The organism is Wolbachia endosymbiont of Pentalonia nigronervosa, from assembly GCF_014534705.1.
Lineage (GTDB): Bacteria > Pseudomonadota > Alphaproteobacteria > Rickettsiales > Anaplasmataceae > Wolbachia.
On the sequence record NZ_JACVWV010000002.1, the window covers coordinates 46,858 to 67,971 of the forward strand.

The 21,114-nt window shown below is 33.8% G+C and carries 19 protein-coding genes, 1 tRNA gene and 1 pseudogene; 10 read left to right on the plus strand and 11 right to left on the minus strand.

Translation table 11 applies throughout. The annotated features are described in order from the left end of the window. The first annotated feature begins 4 nt into the window (after positions 1-4). The 3 genes from IC220_RS00575 (at position 5) to IC220_RS00585 (ending at position 2,266) form a co-directional block, all read left to right on the plus strand. A complete protein-coding gene (locus IC220_RS00575) occupies positions 5-295 on the plus strand; it encodes a co-chaperone GroES (RefSeq protein ID WP_188152668.1) in 291 nt (96 codons plus the stop codon). A 51-nt stretch (positions 296-346) separates the two neighbouring features. Then, positions 347-1,990, plus strand: a complete 1,644-nt coding sequence (gene groL / locus IC220_RS00580) for a chaperonin GroEL (protein WP_188152669.1) — start codon at positions 347-349, stop codon at positions 1,988-1,990. Positions 1,991-2,110: 120 nt separating this feature from the next. Further along, on the plus strand, positions 2,111-2,266 hold the full coding sequence (locus IC220_RS00585; protein WP_188152670.1) for a hypothetical protein: 156 nt from the start codon (positions 2,111-2,113) through the stop codon (positions 2,264-2,266). A gap of 114 nt (positions 2,267-2,380) precedes the next feature. Here the strand turns inward: IC220_RS00585 and IC220_RS00590 are convergent, their stop codons facing one another. The 6 genes from IC220_RS00590 to IC220_RS00615 form a co-directional block, all read right to left on the minus strand. Beyond that, positions 2,381-3,370: a COX15/CtaA family protein gene (locus tag IC220_RS00590; RefSeq protein WP_188152671.1), complete on the minus strand. Its 990-nt coding sequence runs from the start codon at positions 3,368-3,370 to the stop codon at positions 2,381-2,383. After that, positions 3,343-4,914, minus strand: coding sequence for a glycosyltransferase family 2 protein (locus IC220_RS00595; protein ID WP_188152672.1), 1,572 nt, complete (start codon positions 4,912-4,914; stop codon positions 3,343-3,345). The genes IC220_RS00590 and IC220_RS00595 overlap by 28 nt, the downstream gene beginning before the upstream one ends. Positions 4,915-4,919: 5 nt before the next feature. Then, entirely contained in the window at positions 4,920-5,396 is a 477-nt protein-coding gene (locus tag IC220_RS00600; protein WP_188152673.1) for a hypothetical protein, read from the minus strand. An 11-nt stretch (positions 5,397-5,407) separates the two neighbouring features. After that, entirely contained in the window at positions 5,408-5,887 is a 480-nt protein-coding gene (locus tag IC220_RS00605; RefSeq protein WP_188152674.1) for a F0F1 ATP synthase subunit B family protein, read from the minus strand. 1 nt (position 5,888) lies between these two features. Further along, positions 5,889-6,116 carry a F0F1 ATP synthase subunit C gene (locus IC220_RS00610; RefSeq protein WP_188152675.1) on the minus strand — a complete coding sequence of 76 codons (228 nt, stop codon included), beginning with the start codon at positions 6,114-6,116 and terminating at the stop codon, positions 5,889-5,891. A 61-nt stretch (positions 6,117-6,177) separates the two neighbouring features. Beyond that, on the minus strand, positions 6,178-6,894 hold the full coding sequence (locus tag IC220_RS00615) for a F0F1 ATP synthase subunit A (protein WP_188152676.1): 717 nt from the start codon (positions 6,892-6,894) through the stop codon (positions 6,178-6,180). A 224-nt stretch (positions 6,895-7,118) separates the two neighbouring features. On the opposite strand from IC220_RS00615, the gene IC220_RS00620 reads away from it, so the two are divergent. The 7 genes from IC220_RS00620 to IC220_RS00655 all read left to right on the plus strand — a co-directional run bounded on the left by IC220_RS00620 (position 7,119) and on the right by IC220_RS00655 (position 15,003). After that, positions 7,119-8,414 (plus strand): hypothetical protein, encoded by a 1,296-nt coding sequence (locus tag IC220_RS00620; protein ID WP_188152677.1) that lies wholly within the window; start codon positions 7,119-7,121, stop codon positions 8,412-8,414. Between the two features lie 118 nt (positions 8,415-8,532). Further along, a complete protein-coding gene (gene dnaE / locus IC220_RS00625) occupies positions 8,533-12,075 on the plus strand; it encodes a DNA polymerase III subunit alpha (RefSeq protein ID WP_223158715.1) in 3,543 nt (1,180 codons plus the stop codon). A gap of 48 nt (positions 12,076-12,123) precedes the next feature. Then, positions 12,124-12,864, plus strand: coding sequence for a 30S ribosomal protein S6 (gene rpsF / locus IC220_RS08170; protein ID WP_410543317.1), 741 nt, complete (start codon positions 12,124-12,126; stop codon positions 12,862-12,864). Beyond that, on the plus strand, positions 12,861-13,133 hold the full coding sequence (gene rpsR / locus IC220_RS00640; RefSeq protein WP_188152678.1) for a 30S ribosomal protein S18: 273 nt from the start codon (positions 12,861-12,863) through the stop codon (positions 13,131-13,133). Before rpsF ends, rpsR begins: the two co-directional genes overlap by 4 nt. A gap of 7 nt (positions 13,134-13,140) precedes the next feature. Continuing rightward, on the plus strand, positions 13,141-13,671 hold the full coding sequence (gene rplI, locus IC220_RS00645; protein WP_188152679.1) for a 50S ribosomal protein L9: 531 nt from the start codon (positions 13,141-13,143) through the stop codon (positions 13,669-13,671). After that, positions 13,655-14,938 (plus strand): adenylosuccinate lyase, encoded by a 1,284-nt coding sequence (gene purB / locus IC220_RS00650; protein ID WP_188152680.1) that lies wholly within the window; start codon positions 13,655-13,657, stop codon positions 14,936-14,938. Before rplI ends, purB begins: the two co-directional genes overlap by 17 nt. After that, positions 14,929-15,003 (plus strand) — tRNA-Met (locus IC220_RS00655). The genes purB and IC220_RS00655 overlap by 10 nt, the downstream gene beginning before the upstream one ends. Before the next feature lie 331 nt (positions 15,004-15,334). Here the strand turns inward: IC220_RS00655 and IC220_RS00660 are convergent. The 5 genes and pseudogenes from IC220_RS00660 to IC220_RS00680 all read right to left on the minus strand — a co-directional run bounded on the left by IC220_RS00660 (position 15,335) and on the right by IC220_RS00680 (position 21,043). Next, positions 15,335-16,641: pseudogene (locus tag IC220_RS00660) on the minus strand (IS4 family transposase). A gap of 267 nt (positions 16,642-16,908) precedes the next feature. Continuing rightward, positions 16,909-18,582 (minus strand): recombinase family protein, encoded by a 1,674-nt coding sequence (locus IC220_RS00665; protein ID WP_188152681.1) that lies wholly within the window; start codon positions 18,580-18,582, stop codon positions 16,909-16,911. Continuing rightward, complete coding sequence (locus IC220_RS00670) at positions 18,579-19,034, minus strand: DUF2924 domain-containing protein (RefSeq protein WP_188152682.1); 456 nt, start codon at positions 19,032-19,034, stop codon at positions 18,579-18,581. The genes IC220_RS00665 and IC220_RS00670 overlap by 4 nt, the downstream gene beginning before the upstream one ends. A gap of 33 nt (positions 19,035-19,067) precedes the next feature. After that, positions 19,068-19,724, minus strand: coding sequence for an ankyrin repeat domain-containing protein (locus IC220_RS00675; RefSeq protein ID WP_188152683.1), 657 nt, complete (start codon positions 19,722-19,724; stop codon positions 19,068-19,070). Between the two features lie 140 nt (positions 19,725-19,864). Then, positions 19,865-21,043, minus strand: coding sequence for a phage tail protein (locus IC220_RS00680; protein ID WP_188152684.1), 1,179 nt, complete (start codon positions 21,041-21,043; stop codon positions 19,865-19,867). Positions 21,044-21,114: the final 71 nt, after the last annotated feature.

The following is a 21,114-nucleotide window of genomic DNA, read 5'->3' on the forward strand; positions in this document are numbered from 1 at the left end:
ACAAATGTCAAATGTAAACTTAAGAGTATTAGATGATAGTGTATTAATAAAGCCTATCAGTGAAGAAAAACAAGGTGGGATTGTACTTCCGTCAAGTGCTGAAAAAAAACCAACAAAAGGTGAAATTATAGTTACTGGTGAAGGTTCACGTAATGCAAATGGTGAACGTACAGCTCTTACTGTTAAAGTCGGTGATAAAGTATTTTATCGTCAATGGGCTGGCACAGAAATAGAACATGATGGTGAGAAGCTTATTGTTATGAAGGAATCTGACATAATTGCTATCATCAAATAATTTTTTTAAGCGCAATAAATAAGTTTTTTATTAATAACAAGAGGTGATAAAATGGCGAATATAGTAATATCAGGTGAACAACTACAAAATGTTGTTCGCGAAGTTGCAGGAGTAGTATACTCAACAGTAGGGATAACTGGTGGGCCTAAGGGGTTAACAGTAGGGATTAGTAAGCCTTATGGTGCTCCAGAGGTAACAAAAGATGGTTATAAGGTAATGAAAAATATTAAACCTGAAGAACCATTGAATGCGGCAATAGCAAGTATTTTTGCTCAAAGTTGTTCTCAATGTAATGATAAAGTTGGTGATGGTACAACAACATGCTCTGTACTGACTAGCAAGATGGTAATGGAAGCTTCAAAGTCAATAGCTGCGGGTAGTGATCGTGTAGGTATTAAGAATGGAATGCTGAAGGCAAAAGATGTGATATTAAAAGAAATTGCATCGATGTCTCGCACAATTTCTTTGGAGAAGATGGATGAGGTAGCGCAAGTTGCGATCATTTCTGCAAATGGTGATAAAGATATAGGAAACAGTATTGCTGACTCTGTGAAAAAAGTTGGTAAAGAAGGTGTAATTACTGTTGAAGAAAGTAAAGGCTCTAAAGAATTAGAAGTTGAGCTTACTACTGGTATGCAGTTTGACCGCGGTTATCTTTCTCCATATTTTATTACAAATAATGAGAAAATGATTGTGGAGCTTGATGATCCATATCTTTTAATTACAGAAAAGAAATTGAACATAATACAACCATTATTACCTATTCTTGAAGCTATTGTAAAATCTGGTAGACCTCTACTTATTATTGCAGAGGATATTGAAGGTGAAGCACTGAGTACCTTAGTGATCAATAAACTGCGTGGTGGCTTAAAAGTTGCAGCAGTAAAAGCTCCTGGCTTTGGTGACAGAAGAAAAGAAATGCTCGAGGACATAGCAACTTTAACTGGTGCTAAGTACGTTATAAAAGACGAGCTAGGGATTAAGATGGAAGATTTAACTCTCGAAGATCTTGGTACTGCTAAGAATGTTAAAATCACTAAAGACAATACTACAGTTGTTAGTGAAAACAGTGAATCTGAAAAAGTGAAAAGTAGAATTGCGCAGATCAAGTCTCAAATTGAAACCTCAACTTCTGATTATGATAAAGAGAAGCTAAGAGAACGCTTAGCGAAGTTATCAGGTGGAGTTGCTGTATTAAAGGTTGGTGGAGCAACTGAAGTTGAAGTTAAAGAGCGTAGAGACAGGGTTGAAGATGCATTGCATGCAACAAGAGCTGCAATTGAAGAAGGCATAGTGCCTGGTGGTGGAGTTGCTCTTCTATATGCCGCATCTGCTCTTGAGAAATTAAAAAGCGGAAGTGATGAAGAACAAATAGGCATTAATATCATCAAGAAAATTCTCAGCGCTCCAATTAGAAAGCTAGTTAAAAATGCTGGTCTTGAGCCTGCTATTGTAACTGATCATCTGATAAAACAGAATGACAAGGAGCTCATCTATAATGTTGAAGCTATGAATTACGCTAACGCATTTACAGCTGGTGTAATCGATCCGGCAAAGGTAGTACGTATTGCTTTTGAAACAGCAGTATCTGTTGCAAGTATGCTAATAACTACTGAATCTATGATAGTTGATGTACCAAGTAAAGACGATAATTCTTCATCTCCTATGGGTGGAGGCGGAATGGGCGGCTTCTAGTATCTATAGTATATTGCTAATGGAGCACAAATTTGCTCCATTAGCCTATAAGGCATTCAGAACCTGTTTAAAATCTCAGGGAAATGAGGTAAAGTGTGAATAGATAAAAAGAGGTAAGCTATGCGCAAAAGTTATCCGAGTGACATGAGTCAGAAGAAAATCAAACCAATTTTGGAGAGCACAAAAAAGAAAACAAGACCGCGGTCAATAGACCCATATGATACATTTTGTGGGGTGTTATATGTACTGAAAAGTGGCTATCAATCTGCTAAGTGATTTTCCAAAATGGGAGAGCATATATTACTATTTTCGGGTGTGAAGTGCAAAAAATGGAGATTTGATTGCTGGAATTTACAGTTTCGAATTGTTGATATGAATTTTGAAAGAGGTCTATTTTAAAACAGCATAAGAATATAAACCTGATGCAAGCAAGATAAATGAAAATACTTGATGTAATATGGCAATAGCTGTTGGCACTTGCAACAATAGAGTAGCTATTCCTAAGATCATTTGAATAATCACAGAAAATAACATGATGTATAATGGTTTTGCGTTGGTATTTTTTACCGTTAGCATTGCTGTTAAAATCAATATTAACAATGCTAGTGATCTATGTATAAATTGCACTGTGACTCTACTTTCAAAAAAATTTAACCAGAGAGGTTGTAAATGAAGTAACCCACTGGGAATAATTTTTCCCTCCATCAGCGGAAAGGTATTATAAATTAACCCAGCATTTAATCCTGCAACAAATGCACCAAAAACCATTTGCGCTATAATTAGAATCAAAGTAATTTTGATGCAATTTATGTTAACTTTAAATCTCTTTTTTTGCGGTTTTATTTGATAATCAAAGAATTGATGCAATAGTAATGCAAAAATTATCAGTGCTAACAGTAAATGAAATGCAAGCCTGTAGTGACTAACATGAGGTATAGTTTCTAGCCCACTTTTAACCATATACCAACCTGCAAATGCTTGTAGTATTCCAAGCAGTAGCACTATGGATAGCTTCATAACTACTTTTTTAGATATCTTTTTTTTTAGTGTGAAATATATAAATGGTAATATAAAGATTAATCCTGTAAATCTTGCAATTAATCTGTGCACATATTCTGTCAAATATATAACCTGAAATTCTTGCATGCCCATGCCGTAATTGAAAGCTTTATATTCAGGTGTGGCTTCGTACTTTGATTTTTCTTTTATCCAGTCTTGTTGATTTAGTGGTGGTAATATACCAGTAACAGGTTTCCATTCAGTGATTGATAATCCTGCTCGTGTAAGTCTGGTAAATCCACCAATTCCCACTATAAGAATCACCATAGCACAACATACAACAAGCCAAATGGCTACAATTTTTGACTGCTTTTCTTCCATAAACCATGGCTAGTTTTATTCCATTTTTGAGGGTAAATTATAAATTCCCATAAAGCAAGAAAAGCTGCAACACTATGCAGTAACCTATATACTGGAAAAAATATTGATACTATGTAAAAATAGTAAGGCATTTTTTGTTGCTTAACTGCTATTATCAAAAGGATAGAGTTAGTTATATACGCTACTATGAAATAATATAGAAACAACTCATTCAAAAATTTCGATGAAAGCAATAAAAATGGAGCAGTGAAGAATATAAATGCTGTAGGTCCAACAAAGAGGTTTAGCAATAACATTCCTCTTAACCCTGTTATATTTTTTAGACAGACAACATAAGTTTGCATGTATCCTTTAATCCAACGTGCTCTTTGCTTAATCCAGGCAAATATGGTAGTGGGAGACTCTTCTAAAGTTTCTGAATCAATCATCTTAGTTTTGTAGCCCATTTGTGCAAGTCTCAAACCTAGATCAGCATCTTCAGTGACGTTATAAGCATCCCAAAAAAAAGCTTTTTTTAAAGCCTCTACTAAAAAATGATTGCTGCTACCACCCAAAGGTACTGGCATATTCATTTTTTGCAGCCCAGGTAGCAAATAATAGAACCAGTTTACATATTCCAGAGAGAAAAATTTTGTTAGGAAATTATGGTTGTAGTTATAATAATTTAATCGAGCTTGTACGCATGCTAATTTTTCATCACCTTCATTAAATTCAATTAACGCTTTTTTTAACTGCAATGGGTCTGGTTTATCATCTGCATCATATATTACTATATACTTTCCTTTAGCAAAACACATGGCATAATTGCACACTTTAGCTTTTGTTTTAGGGAAAGAGTGAGGTACAGTGATTACTTCAAAATATCGTGGTAGAGCATACATTTTTATAGCCTTAAGCATTTCTTGATCATCACTTTCTATTAAGAGCTTCACATCTAATTTTGACTTTGGATAGTCCAAATTCTCGATACTGTCAATTAATTGTGGCATCACTGCACTTTCTTTAAAAGCAGGCAGCAAAATAGTATACACAGGAAAATTCTCAAGGTTGAAATCTACTTTTTTATTGGGCGTTCTACACAAACCACAAATCGTAGTTATAAATTTAAATAAAGAGCTAGAACACCAGATTATAAATATCAACATTAAAGCAAAATATGCGGATTTTTCTACCAATGTTAAAATTGAAACTATGATTGCGAAAGAAGCATAAGCTATGGAACCCAGTTTTATATTTTTAGCTGAAAAACTAGGATTTTTATAATATAAGTAGTTGCTTGCAAATTCTGAGACGCCAAAGTGTGAGTTAAGAAGATCCACAATTTGATTGTCACCTGCTTTTATCAATATATAATTAATTCCATAATGAAGCTCAATCCAACCGATAACATCTGGAATGATATCTTCCACTATAAAAAAGGTAATTTTGTTTAATTTTTGCCAAGGAATGACATGAAATTTGTAGTAAAAAAGCTTCTCTGTTTCTTTACATAAGCTAAAATCACAACATATATTATCAATTTGTAATATAGGCTGTTGTTGCATGAAAGCTAATGCAATTTTTTACTTAAATCACGTGAAAGTGAAGATATAACCTCACTCTTCCGTTTACCATTTTGATGTCCTTTCATCACTTCTGCTGCAACTTTGGCAGCAATATCAGCTGTGTGTGCCTTTAACTCCTTTTTAGCTTCTGCCACCTGGTCAGAAACCTGTTTTGCATTGGCAGTAGTACTATTACTTAATTCTTCATTCATTCTTTTTTTATTGCGCTCAATAATATCACTTGCACTTTTGTATACATCCTTGAATAGTGCTTCAACCTTACCATTCAAATCATTATATTCCTTAGAAGCATGTTTATAGTATTCCATTACTCTTCTTTGAAACTCTTGATCGCTACAATTTCCAATACTTTCACTACTACGTTTTTTTTTGAGCGCTTTTGTTATTATTCTCTTAAGCAACTTGTAAGAAAGAATAACACCAACACAAAAAGCAATATTTATAACCAGTGATGTAGACATATACCCTCCACTTAAAATTCTTTAGATACTAGATTGACAAGAAGTTTTTCTTTAGCTTTAGAGTTAGTCAATTTAGTATAATAAATTAATGCAATACCAACAGACATTTGTTTTAACTCCTCTATGTACTCAACCTTAAATTTTGCTATTCCTTCCTTAACAAGCTCGTTCATTTTCTTCTTTTCCTCTGCTAGCAGATTTTGAACATCAGCTCTCATTTCTTCTACTTGTACAAGTGCATCATCCATGATCTTTTTTGCTTGCATCTTAGCTTGATGCAAAGCTGCATTGTATTTATTCACCATATCTTCTGTAAACCTTAAAAGACAAAGGGAACTATTCAAAGAATCTACTACCTCTTTGTTCCTAGTGTATATTATATTATCTAATTTTGGTAAAAATAAACAGCTTACTACACAAAAAAGCAAAGAAAAAAAGGTTAAAAACCAAAAAACTTGAGAAAAAAAAGTTGATATATCAAGCTGTGGCATGCTAAGCAGCAAATATTAACAACATTGCAAGTACAAATGCAAGTAACCCCATAATTTCAACCATACCAGCACCAATATAGACATAACTTTTCATTTTGCTTTCTGATTCAGGATTTCTTGCGATTCCATTTAGCATGGCAGAAAAGATATTGGCTATACCTAAACCAGCCCCTAACATACCAAACACCGCTAACCCAATTGCTATAAACTTTAAAGCTGCCAAATCCATATACTATCCTTTATTAATTTTTTCATAACATAATTATATATTATCCTATGAAAAGAGTCAATCACTTTACTGCATCTGACAGATATACACATGTCAATATAGTAAATATATAAGCTTGTAAAATTGCAACAAATACTTCAAACCCTATTAATGCAACTACGAAAAAGAATGGTATAGGAGTTAAGAATATATTCATATTAACGATAAACCATGCTATTACCTTGATAATTGTATGTCCTGCAACCATATTTGCTGCAAGCCTTACTGATAAACTCACCGGCCTCACTAAATAAGCAAATAATTTAATAATTACTATTAACCATGCAAGCCAAGGCGGAGTACCCTTAGGCAAAAATATAGATAAAAACTCCAATCCTCTCTCTTTGAACCCAACAACTGTTACGTAGATAAAAACAATCATAGATAAAGCAAAGGTTACACTTATATGACTTGTTACTGTGAATGCGTAAGGAAGAATGCCAACTAAATTACATGACAAGATAAAAATAAAAACTGTGAATATCAAAGGGATGTGATTCAGCCCCTTACTACCGGTATTACCTTCTATTATTGAAACAACAAATTCGTAAATATATTCAACTGAAGCTTGGAAATACCCTGAGTTTTTTCTTACGCCAATCAATAAAAACATTGCTGCTAGTATTACTGAAATCATCATAAAAAGCGATGAGTTAGTAAAACTTATGTCATACCCAAACAAGTTAGGTAGCTCTGCTAGAGTATATACCCTAAACTGATCTAGTGGATTTAATGCCATTTTTATCTTAACTATATATCATGATAAATTATAAATAAAAAACTTATAAAGTGAAATTAAAACATTAGATGTTGTTACTTTTATCAGAAAAATGTACTATCCTATAACTTTCAATACTTTAGACCATGCACCTAGAAATTCAGTTATTTGTAAATTAGTATTTACTTGATCTTAATAATTATAACGTAATTAACACAGCATTATCATTAACTTTGGAGGTAGATATGCAAAGCGCACGAAATACAGGGACTAATAACGAAAATACACAACAAAACACAGAGGCCTCTTTTGTTGTAGTTAAGGCTGATAGCGATAATCAACCACTTTCTTCTTCAGGCCTCCCAATAATTCTTGACACAACTGATTCCAATGGCGGCAATTCATCAGATTCTCCTCCTATACCTGCCAAAAGAACTTCCGCTCCATCTGCACAAAAGAGAGAGGGTAATAATAGTGCATCACCTAATGCAAGTAGATCAAATAGTACAAGTAGCTCAAATGAAAATAGCTCTTTTGAAGAGGTTAATTCCAATGGCAGCAATGGGCAAAGATCTAATAGCACGACGCCACCTGCTTATGATGACCTTGGTGACGATACTTCAAGTAACGACCTGAATAAAAGTGATACTAATGATTCCACTAGGCAATTAATCGGATCAGATGAAAAAACAAACAGATTTTGGCAGAAAGTGAAGTATCTTATGACAAAAAAGAAGATTATCATGCCGTTTACAGCCTTAATAACTATGTTAAGTGTTGCATCTATGACTAAACCACTTATTGAATTGGTTAATATGCATAACGGAATAAATGCTTTTAATATACTCGGTGGTGTCGTATTGGCATCTCTTGCACTCTTTGGATGTTGGGCGCTCATTCAAAGTTTTCGCACAAAGGAACATAAAATCACAGAGAGAGACCATAGTAAAGTTTTAGCAGAAGTATTAGAAAAATTACCAAATGATAAGCTGATAAAATACATAATGATAGATAGAAGCAACGGTACTCGTTCTTACTTCCAATTACAAACACTTGAGAGCGAAACCGATAAAAGCTTTTCTATATCAGGAGGAAAAATAGTCAAAGGACACTTTATGTCTGATTGGCTATGCGCTGTCAGTAATCGCAGAATGGCTGTTCCAGTCTTATTTACAGCTTTAGTTTTTGGAAATATTACTCTTCTCTTAACGCATGCTATGTCTTCTGAGTTAAGCTATTCTCAAATATTTAGTCCAGCATTATATATAAACCTTCATACAGCAATGGTACCTACATTATTAGCTTTAGGGTTAATGATGATTTGTATTATATCCAATATACGCAACACAGAATGTAAAACATTTTTACACGTTCATAATGAAAAAAATTGTGATCCTGTAGAAGCCAAAACAGAAGTAATACAACATATTGCAAATCAAATAACCAAAGAAGATAAATCTAGAACGATACCTAGTTCAAAAATAATACAAGCGGTTGCGGAATTTCAAGACTCTGCAGAACAGATTTTTTGTATTAATTAGGCATGTAGTATATCTAAAATGCCAACAACTTGCTTTGTTGGCTTTCTGGTTTAAGCTTTAGTTTATAGCTACACACATAAATTAGTGCTATTCTTTCATAGCTTATTTAAAACCTTTTATGTTTATACACTTACGTGTTCATAGCGTTTATTCATTACTTGAAAGTTCTGTCAAAATTGAGGAATTGATTGCTCTTTGTCTGCACAATAAAATGCCAGCAGTTGCGATTACTGACTCCGGCAATTTATTTGGCTCGCTTGAGTTTGCTGAATATGCTGCATCTAAGGGAATACAGCCAATAATTGGTTGTAATGTTACAGTTAAACATTTTGATCAGAATTTATCTATATTGTTAATTGCAAAAGATGAACAGGGATACGCTAATTTAGTTACTTTGGTAAGTGAATCTTTCAGGAAACGTAAAAGTAATAGTGATGTTCCTTATATTGATTTTAATGAATTATTGAGCTTAAGTACAGGTTTAATTGCTTTAACTGGTGGATATGATGGAATATTAACACAACTATTACTAAGAAGCGATGAAGAAGCTATTGATAGATTAATATCAGCATTTAGTGACAATTTGTATATTGAATTACAACGTCACGGATTGAGTGAAGAACTGGAGCTGGAAAAACCTCTTATAGGTTTTGCCTATCAGCATGATATTCCACTTGTTGCAACAAATGATGTCTTTTTTACGAATAGATCTGATCATGAGGCTCATGACATACTAACATGCATATCTGAGGGAAGTTATGCTTTAGAAGATAATAGAAAAAAATCGACTACTGAACATTACTTCAAATCTGTAAAAGAAATGGGGGAATTATTTCGAGATATCCCTGAGGCAATTCACAACACTTTGGTAATAGCACAACGATGTTCCTACATGCCAAGAAGCAGAAAACCTATTTTGCCTAAATTTCCTTGTAGAGAGAACAAAACTGAAAATGATGAATTAAGGGAACAAGCAATTTTAGGGCTTGAGCTGCGCATCGGAAAATTTCACATTCCGGCTGACATTGAGAAAGGAGACGCGATCAATTTCAAACAGTACTATGACAGATTAAATTATGAATTAAGTGTAATAACTTCGATGAATTATGCTGGTTATTTTCTGATCGTTTCTGATTTCATACGTTGGAGTAAGGCAAATGGGATCTCGGTTGGTCCAGGAAGAGGTTCCGGTGCTGGATCAATTGTTGCTTGGTCTTTACAAATTACAGATCTTGATCCTATAAAATTTGGGTTAATATTCGAAAGATTCCTAAATCCAGATCGTGTATCGATGCCTGATTTTGATATCGACTTTTGTCAAGAGAAAAGAGATCAGGTGATTGATTATGTTCAAAAAAAGTATGGTTATGTTGCTCAAATAATTACTTTTGGTAAATTGCAAGCAAGAGCGGTATTACGCGATGTAGGTAGGGTGTTACAAATGCCTTACTCTCAAGTTGATAAAATTTCCAAGATGGTTCCATTTAACCCAGTAAACCCCGTTACTTTATCACAAGCAATCGAATTGGACCAAAATTTACAAAAAGAACGTGATAGCGACGAAATCATTGCCAAACTTCTTGATATATCACTAAGGCTTGAAGGTATATATCGGCATGTTTCTACACACGCAGCTGGAATTGTAATATGTGATCAAAAATTGGAGAATTTCATCCCTGTGTATTACGACCCAAATTCAGCTCTGCCAATTACTCAATATAGCATGAAATATGTTGAAAAAGCAGGATTGATAAAATTTGATTTTCTTGGTCTTGGCACGCTTACATTAATAAATCATGTTTGTAATTTGATTAATCGTGAAGAGAAAAAAATTGATATTTCTTCTATACCTTTAGATGACAAAGCAACTTATGAAATGCTTTCATGTGGAGACTCAATAGGCGTGTTTCAGCTTGAAGGGTCAGGAATGAGGGAAGCTCTAATAAAATTGAAGCCAGATTGCATTGAAGATATCATTGCATTGATTTCCCTTTATCGTCCAGGTCCTATGGACAATATTCCAACTTATGTTGCAAGAAAGTATGGTCTTGAAAAACCAGACTATATTCATCCACTGTTAGAAGGAGTACTTAAGGAAACGTTTGGGGTAATAATTTATCAAGAACAGGTGATGGAAATAGCACGTATTCTTTCTGGGTATAGCCTTGCAGAAGCAGATTTGTTAAGGCGTGCTATGGGTAAAAAAATCAAAGAGGAAATGGATAAACAGCGTGAACTTTTTGTGAGTGGTGCTACAAAAAACGGTGTTGATTATGATAGAGCAAGTTACATTTTTGACCTTGTAGCAAAATTTGCCGGCTATGGATTTAATAAATCCCATGCTGCTGCATATGCAGTGATATCTTACCAAACTGCATACCTTAAAGCCAACTACCCATTGGAGTTTTTTACAACATTAATGAATTTAAACATCGATGATAGAGATAAACTGAACACATTTTATCATGCAGCAAAATCCAGCAAGGTTATTGGGTCTCATAAAAAATCCAATAGACCTCTTTCGGAACCAATTTATGGTAAGAAATTTTTAGGAGAAGTGCAAGCGAGCACTGCAGAATACTTGGATGTATTTGAGGAGCGTAGATCAGCTTCGACAACAAAATTGCCATCAGAAATTGAGTTGCAAAAAAGGTCCAATGGCATTGCTGTTCTTCCTCCTGATATAAACAAATCCGAAGCTGAATTTTCCATAGAGGGTAAGTGTATTCGTTATGGTATTGCTGCTTTGAGAAACGTTGGATTTTCCATAGCACAAGGAATAGTAAATGAACGTGTGAGTCCATATAAAGACATATGGGAATTTATTCAGAATTCAGGACCTGTTATAAATAAAAGAGCGCTAGAGAGCATAATAAAATCTGGAGCTTGTGATAATATACATGAGAACAGAAAACAACTATATGAGTCGATGGACACACTGATTTATTTTGCCAATAAAAGCAAGCAGGATAGAGAATCTAGCCAGTCTGCCCTTTTTGGCAATCTTGAAGTTTTAAAACCGAAATTGGTGAGTGTGGAAGATTTTGATGAAGAAGAAAAATTAGAGCACGAATTATTTTCATTAGGATTCTATTTAACCAACCATCCACTTGAAAAATTCAAAGTTTTTTTAGAAAAATTGAATATTGGCTTTATCGGTCAAAGTAAAACAACACAAACTGCAGGGGTAATACTGAATGTACGTGTTAGGACTTCAGAGCGTGGAAGATTTATGATTATAATACTTTCTGATCCTTATAATGTCTCCGAAATAGCATTTTATAACAACGAAATAATAGAAGAAAAAAGGTACTTATTTTCTCCTGGAACGTTTGTAATAGTTGAACTTGAAACTTCAGAGAACACAACAAGATTGATAGGCAAACACATATTCGGACTTGAAGAGAGAATTACTGCCACTATAAAAGGTTTAACTTTAACCATTGATTATGCTGATTCAGACAAAGCTGCTATGAAATTACACTCAACATTAAAAAGTGGAGGAAGGGCTAATGTGTTGCTGAAGCTTATTCTTGAAAAACATAAAGTGAGTGCATTATTACCAGATACATATTTAATTACCCTTCACACTATTCATGAAATATCTAGCTTAGCTTGGGTTAAAGACATAGAAATTCATACAAATGACTTGCTTATATAAAAAAGCTTTATATAATTAAGATATTTATTGATATTTAAGGAAGAGATAGTGAATCTTTATGAATTTACTTTTATAGCACAACAAGGATTATTACAGCAAGAAGTGGAAGGAATGGTACAGGAGCTAGCTGTTTTACTGAAAGATATTAGAGTGGAAGCTATTTTAAATGAAGTTAAAAGTCTTCGAGGAAAAGAGCTTGCAAAGCAGGAGTTATCAGAGAAGTATTCCGAAGCAGTTCAAGAAACGTTAATGACTTGCTCTGATATTTTAGGGAATGTTGTAAAAACACTGTGGACCGAATTGGAAGAAGATCTTTCTAATTTAAAGGAAGTAAAAGCAAAAATTAACAACGAATTAAAGAGTACCTTTAAAGGACTTGAATTGGTATCAAATATAGATCTTACTACTAAAAGTACATTCATTAATAATGCAATGGCTGTTTTACGGGAGAATATATCGAAGTGTGCACTAAAGAATTTAAGTGCTCTAGAAAGTGATGGGGATAAGCTAAGTGGAATACTAGAGAAGCTTCTCAAGAACATAGAGCCGTCATGTTTGATAAAATATGAACACTGGGGTCTTCTAGATTTTGCATATCCAATTAACAAGATGAAGAGTGGTCATTATTGTATCTTATGTATAAGCTCTATGCCCAATATTATGGATGAATTTATACGTAAGGTGAAACTTAATGAGAATGTGATCCGTTATTTATCTGTACAAGTTGATAAGGTTTTTGATGGGCAATCTCATATAATGAGTAAACAAGTTGAGGAGCAAAGTGTATGAAAAGACGAAATAACTTTAGTAATTCTTATTTTTCTGTGAGCAATAGAACAGGCTTTCGGCGTTCAAGGGTTTGCCCACTTGCTGAATATTCAGAAGAAGATATAGATTATAAGAATAAGGATTTATTATCCAAATTTACTTCTGATTATGGTAGAATATTACCACGTAGATTAACAGGGGTATGTGCAAAAAAGCAAAGGATGTTACGTCTTGCAGTAATAAGAGCGCGTTTTTTAGCTATTTTACCGTATTGTAGTAAGAAAGTGTAGGTAATGTATGTTAGTAATTTTAAAGGAAAGTATAAGAACTTTAGGTAAATTTGGTGAAGTTGTTAAAGTCAAACCAGGTTATGCACGCAATTTTCTTTTCCCACAGAAACAAGCAGTTAGGGCAACTAAAGAAAATTTGCAAAAGTTGGAGGAAGAGAGTTCGCTATTAGAAGAAGAAGACAAGAAAAAATTGAATTTAGCAAAAGAAGTAGCATTATCATTGCATGATAAGTTTGTAGTATTAGTAAAGCAAGCTTCAGAAGATGGAAGGATTTTCGGCTCTGTAACAACACGTGAAATCGCAAAAGCTTTGTTACAAGAAGGATGTACGGTGGATCATCGTAGTCTGTTTTTCAATGGAGTAAACATTAGAAGTTTAGGTGAGTATCAAGTAAATCTGGGGTTGCATAGTGAAGTAGTAGTACAGATTGCTGTGCATGTTGTAAAATCTGAAACAGATGCAGTTGAATTAAGGAAAATAAAATCACAAAATCAAAAACAAGAAGAAGATACCGAAGCTAATGATTCCTCGCTATAGCCGTAAAGAAATGTCTTCCATTTGGGAAGAAAATAATAAGTTTAAAATATGGCTTAGAATAGAGGAGTTAGCATGTGAAGCTCAGGTTGATATTCCAAGTGATGTGGTTAAGAAGCTTTCTAGTGTTATTAACTTTAATATTAAGCGTATCAATGAAATTGAGTCTACAGTTAAACACGATGTTATTGCATTTTTAACCTATATAGCTGAACAGGTTGATGTTGATATTCGTTATCTCCACTATGGAATGACAAGCTCTGATGTTCTAGACACGTGTCTTGCAGTACAGTTAAAAGAATCATGTAATATTTTGCTACACAGTTTAGAAAATTTACTTGTAGTGCTGAAAAAAAAAGCAGAGGACTATAAGTACTTAATATGCATTGGACGCAGTCATGGAATGCATGCAGAGCCAACAACTCTTGGGTTAAAATTTGCTAGGTTTTATGCTGAATTTAAACGTAATTACCAAAGATTAAGTGCAGCACAAAAAGAAATCTCAACTTGCAAAGTATCAGGTGCAGTAGGTAATTTTGCCAATATAGATCCATCTGTTGAAGCATATGTGGCAAAAGAGATGGGTCTAATACCAGAAACTATATCATCTCAAGTTATTCCTCGTGATAGGCATGCTATGTTTTTTTCAATTTTGGGAGTTATTGCAAGCTCTATAGAGAATATAGCTATTGAAATTCGCCATCTACAAAAAAATGAGATTAATGAAGTTTCCGAATACTTTTCGACTGGACAGAAGGGAAGTTCTGCTATGCCACATAAGTGTAATCCGATCTTAAGTGAAAATTTAACAGGGCTATCACGCTTAGTACGCAGCTATGTATTTCCTGCATTAGAAAATGTTGCATTATGGCATGAACGGGATATATCACATTCATCTGTTGAAAGGTGTATTGCACCTGATGCATGTATAGCTATGGATTTTGCCTTATTTAGGTTAACAGACTTGATAGATAATTTGATTATTAATGAAGAAAGTATCGCAAAGAACTTAAATTCTTCACAAGGTTTGATTTTTTCGCAACGTGTACTGCTTGAGCTTGTAAACTCTGGATTAACTAGGGAGGAAGCGTACAAAATTGTGCAAAATAGTGCTATGAAAGTGAAGCAAAATAACAGTGATTTTCTTACTGAGTTAAAACAATTACTTACAACTATTAAATCAGAGAAACTTGAATCTCTGTTTGACTTAAAATATTATACAAAACATGTAGATTACATATACAATAAGGTTTTCAATCAGGCTGAGTAGCTCAGTGGTAGAGCAGGAGGATCATAATCTCTTGGTCGCGGGTTCAAATCCCTCCTCAGCCACCACACTATCTTTCGAACTCGTCTATATTAGATTTGATGTAATCGTAAAATCCCCAATAATAGCCTGCTTTTCCCTGCTATACATGTTGCCCTTCGCCTTTTATTATTTTTCGTAAAATACCTAAATTTTTACATAATACATTAACTTTAGAACTCTGTTCTCAACCGTATAAAGCCTTAAGTTAATAATTAAAAATTTTGTCACGCTGAAGAGTAGGGTTTCTTATAAAAATAAACTTACTATATTTCAACCATTCACTTTTTCCAAGAAGGTCCAGCGACTGATTCATGATTCATACTGCTAAATGCGGGAGTGTAAAATAAACCATACGCGTCAAGTTAAGGAACGTAGAGAGCTTAAGGTGGATATTCTTGTTTTCCTATACCTGTCCTTTATGGAAATTTGCGACCAAGCTGTGATGAGCTTTTTTAAGAAGATCTTCAAATCGTTAATCTTGTTATTTAGCACTAAAAATAGTTCTCTAATTCTCCGTTTTAGCTCAATAAATGCTTTAGTTAAGCTAAGCTCTGTATGCTTTTCTAGCTCTACACAACTGACTGCACCATGGAATATAAGAACTGCACATAATTTAGCATATAATTCACATAATACCCTATGCGGCTTTCCTTTAAGGATATCGATCCTAGCGTGGCTCTTGTACAATTTAAACAATAGTTCAATTTGCCACCTTACCCGGTAAATTGCTAATATTTGCTCAGCATTAATCTTACTTTCTGGAGCATTAGTTACAAATATTGACCAATTTAGTAGCTTTTGATTTCTTTGAGAAGATGTATACCCTTGCGATTTTGCCAACCTATTAGCTTTTCTTCTTCGGGCCATCTTCAGTTAATTTTTTACATACAATTCTTACTTTAACCTTCGTTTCTTTTCCTAACAGTACTTTCCTCTCTAGAAAAGATTGATCTTCTAAACACTCCAGTAAATCTATTTTTTGATTTGTTTCTACATCATATATATTCGTATCAACGGCTCACAAAATAAGCTCCTGCTTGACTGATCTGCTCAAAAGAATTTGGCACAAAGTAGCCTAGATCTGATATTAGCAAATCTCCATCTGATATACTGCTTAAATGACCTTTGTAACCTTGGTCTGACCTGATTCCTTCTGTTATATTAAGTTGATCTAGCGTCTGGTTTGGGTAGTCAAAAAGTACCTGTAATTTTACACCAGATTTAGTATTGCTTTCATAACCACTGTAGCTAGTGCCGTACCCTTTGTACATACTTTCCATATTATTTGGTAAGCTAATGTAACTACTGTCCAATAATTTGACACCTTTGAACTGTTTTAAAATTTTACAATCGATTTGTAAGCTATTTTTGAATATCGCTAAAGACTCATTGTACATTCTCTTCATAAACTCTACTGCCTCTTCTGTAAATCTGTAATCCAAGCCCTGTTTTGTTATTTTTATTGAATCTTCGTTTAATAACTGACACATCGTTTCTATACTACAGTTGTTGACTCCTATATTACCAAAAACTATTGCTTTTATAAACGATGAACCCCTAAGTTTTCTCTTCCTTTTTATAAATCCTACGTCTTTTGATACTTCATCTGCTTTTTCATTAAAGAAATTTTTGAGTTTTTTTGATAGGCATGCTATTCTATTCATTATAAGTTCTCTCTATTAAGTTATCCAAGAGAACTTATACCTTATTATTTCTTTTCTCTCATCAGCTTTACTTTCGATTTTCCTTAACTTAACGCGTATGGTTTATTTAACACTCCCCTCTTGTACCAATAAGTGCTTGCAGAAGCTTTAAATCAACCGTTTTCATTATTGCTTCTACTTGTTCTTCAAACGGCTTATCAAAAAAACTTGGCACATAACCCCCTTATTAACCAAGTATATCTTAACTATCATTAAATTATACGTCAATCACTTTTTTTTACATAACCTTTTTAGTATATTAATATTTTGTGGATAACGATAAAACTTTTCAAATTGTTCATTCCACAGCCATGGTATTCCTCCCTTCTTTCTAAAGTCTATCAGTTTCAGATGTCGTGGCTGTTTTCCATTTAAAATATCCTCCTTTATTTTTGGTGCCAGAAGATTCAAATGCAAGATTCTATGTGGGTATTTTGTTTTCTTGTTCTTTTCACACAGTTCCGTTATGTTTGCATATTCTCCCCTATCTAACTGACGTTGCCATAAATGGGCATTTACTAACGCTTTTAATAAAGTGTTGTCTGCCTTTGTGTACGGCTCATTTTCTGGCTCTAATATCATGCACCTACCTGCTTTTCTTCTTAACTTACACGGTACAAAAAGTGATATTTCTCCTTTTACTTCTTCAAATTCCATACCATCTTCTTTTGCTTCTTTACTTGGATATTCTTCCCTAATCTCTTCTAATCCCTTTACTCCAACACATATCTCCATTCCATTTTCCCTCACCCATACAGTCTTAAGCAACTTCTTCATTATTTCCTCTTGCTTTATTGGAAACAGATTTTCCCATATCTCTTCCAATGTTTTTGAACCTCTCTTAGCATTTATATATCTCACTTTCTCTATCACTATCCTTTCCACCTCTCCCGCTGATATTGTTCGATTTATTGATGGACAATGTTTCTCTTTTATATGGTTGTTGCATACGTAATATCTGTAGCGTTTGTTGTTTTTCTTTTTTGTATATGTTGATGTCATTCCTATATTGCATGCCTGACAACGTATTTTTCCTTTTAGTAATCCCTCCTCATATTTTGCCTCTATATATGCTCGACTCTTGATCAAAGTTTGTGCTTCATTCCACATCTTTTCTTCTATTATTCCCTCATGTTTTCCTTGATAAATTTTATCTTTATGTCTTATTTTCCCCATATATATTGGATTCGTTATTATTAAACGTAATCCTGCAATTCTATATAATCCTCCTCCATATGTTCCTGTCTTCTTAACGTACATCTTTGTTCGATATCCTTGATTATTCAGTTCTTTAGTCAGTAGACCTATTGATTTCAACTCCATAAATCTTGTAAAAATATGCTTTATTATTTCTGCCTCTTCTTCATTTATCACTAACTTTTTGTCTTTTACATCAAATCCAATAGGCACTGTGCCCCCTAACCACATTCCTTTTTTCTTTGATGCCTCTACCTTGTCCTTCACCCTATCTATTGTCATTTCTCTTTCGTATTGCGCAAAGCTTATCATTATATTTAACATTAACCTTCCTGTTGTATTTGTAGTGTTGAATGATTGCGATACTGCTACAAATACCACTCCATAATCATTAAATAACTCCAACAACTTTGCAAAATCCATTAGTGATCTTGAAAGTCTATCTATTTTATATACTATTACACAGTCTACTTGTTTTCTTCTGATATCTTGTAATAACTCCTGTAATGCTGGTCTCTTCATGTTTCCTCCACTATACCCTCCATCATCATATCTTTTTCCTATCACCACCCATCCTTCAAACTGACGACTCATTCCATAGCTCTCTCCTGATAAGCGTTGTGCTTCTAAACTATTAAATTCCTTTTCTAGTCCTTCTTCTGTTGACTTCCTTGTATATATCGCACATCTTACTTCTCTATTCATTCTTTTTCTCCTATTTTTGTTAGATTCTTTTTATTACTTCTCAAACCAAAAAAGAGTGGTCCATTGTAGCTCATTCCCGTTATTTTCCTTGCTATTGCTGATAATGACGTAAAAAACTGTCCTTGGTATATAAACCCTACATCTGTCACTAAAACATCATGGTTTCTTCCTTTGTACTCTTTCATAAGCCTTGTTCCTGCTATAGGTAGTTTTTCACTACTTACCTTTTTACCTTCCTCTTCTCGATCTGCCAGGTAATTAAGCTTTTTTTCTGCTTCTTTAGACAATTTTCCATACACTATCTCTTGCATTCTGTATGCTATCTTATCTATTAGATACTTCTTATTATATGGTGGTGCACCTGTTGCAAAATGTTCACTGTACATCTCTTTTAGTTCTGGTACAGTTTTCTTTGATAACGATATTATCTCCTGTTCTACAGATTCTCTCATTTATCCCCCTTTTTTGTTTGTGGTTTATAAAACTTACTTTTCCTTTTTGTCATTAAATATACCTGAAAGGTGCTTCACTACTTTTTCTTTTCTTTTTATCCCATCTTTCATTTCTTTTATTCCTGTTATCTTCCCTGTCAACTTCGGCTCTAGTCTTAGTAATTGGACAAGTGCTTCTGCACAATGTTTTGCTGTTTCTTTTTTTGATGGAATTCCTATTCTCTTACCAAATAGGGCTTTAAATTCTTCGTTTGCATACACTATTGCTTTTGCTCCTAGCACATCCTTTATTTCTGTATCTGCTCCCGCTTTCAATAATTCTTCTGTTACTCCCTTTGTCGACATTGTCAATGCCACATGCAGTGCTGTGTATCCCATAAGATTTACCGCATTCACATTTGCCCCATTTTCTATGAGTACTCTTACATTTTTTGCACACCTCATACATGCTGCACGATATAGCGGTGTTTCTTCTCTTTCATTTTTGGCATTTACATCTGCTCCTTTCTCTATTAGTAACCTCACCGTTTTTTGATTTGCTATTCCTGCTGCTTGATGTAAAATTGTGTCTCCACTTTTTCCTTTTTCATTTATCCCTTCGTATGATTTTTTCTTTAATTTCCTTAACGCCTTCTGAAAATCATTCCTTGTTTCTTGGTTGTATCTTATTCTTTTTCCTTTCTGCGCCATTTCTTACTAAAAATTTACCTTTTCAAGCAGCATCTTTTTTTCTTTTATTTACTGCTATTACTTAATTATATTCTATTTAAACGAGTAATGCAAGGTATTTTTTACAATTAAAGATGGAATATTAGATCTATTTTAATATATTAACTTATATAATTAATATGATAACAAATGGGCTGTTCATTGCTCCAAGATCTATTTAGATGCTTGTGCTCGTGCCAGGTCAAAACTCCTGGATAAAATACTAATATGTGGTTTGCTAGTTCATGAATTGAATCTTTTTGTTCTGAATTTTTATCACTTTCACAATTAACGTGATATTCTGTTAAATTAGATTTTATTATTTTTTGATCAGTAAAATTCTTTGCCTTGTAGTGATAGGTAACACTGAATCTTTCTAAAATTGGATTATATTTTAAATTCCAAAGCTGTTCAGATAGTTTGTTATCACTTAAATACAACCCACCTCCTTCTTCTTCTACACTCGTAACCGGAAAACAAGTGTTTATTTCTCCCAACTTCCAACTATCTGATAATACCACCTGTGCTTTAGCAAACTTAATTGGTGGAAGTAAGTGCTGTGGGATAGGATATAATGCTTTGAAATTGTACCACAGATGATTTCTCTCATATATGCCATTATAGTTCTTTGTGTGTGGCTCTGTTTCCCCCAGTATTGCTATATCTAACCGATATAAATCGCTACTGTAATTTCTTTCATAATAAGCTCTAAATGTACCAAATTTGAAACTTGGATTAGCGATTTTCAACTCAAATGCATTCTTTCGACCAAATGACAGCACTGGTCCTTCTTTTGCTACTTTTACCCCTGAATAATCAGAAAGCAGATCTCCGAAAAAGCTTTCATCTAATATAAATCTTTGACTATTATAATGATCATTAAAAATCCGCATTAGTCTTGATCTTACCGGGAGTGATAATTTTGCCAACTCTACAACTGCATCCACAAAAAAGTCATTTGGCACATCTTGAATACCTATTTGCAGTTCAAAAAAATGCTTTCCGGGTGGCTCTTCAATAATCGTAATGTCATCTATGTTTGCCCATTTCAGAGCTATTTTTAAAGATGCAGGTGTTCCTCTTAACCGCTGAAATTCTACTCCTTCTTTTATAGCCTTCTTTTTGTCTTTTACCCACAGCAAAATTTCTTCTAGGCCATACTCCTCTATTAGACACGGCAATATTTCATCTTTAAGATTAAACTTAAATCCTCTTATGCTTCTTGGATCTACTCTATAGTCTATCGCTTCAACTAATGCTTTTTCTTGTTTTGTCGCATTTGGTGGTAATAAACTTTTCATTTGATTTTTCTTTTCTATTACTTTAATTTCTTTTTATTTAGGCAATACATGAGCAAAAAACAAATCATTGA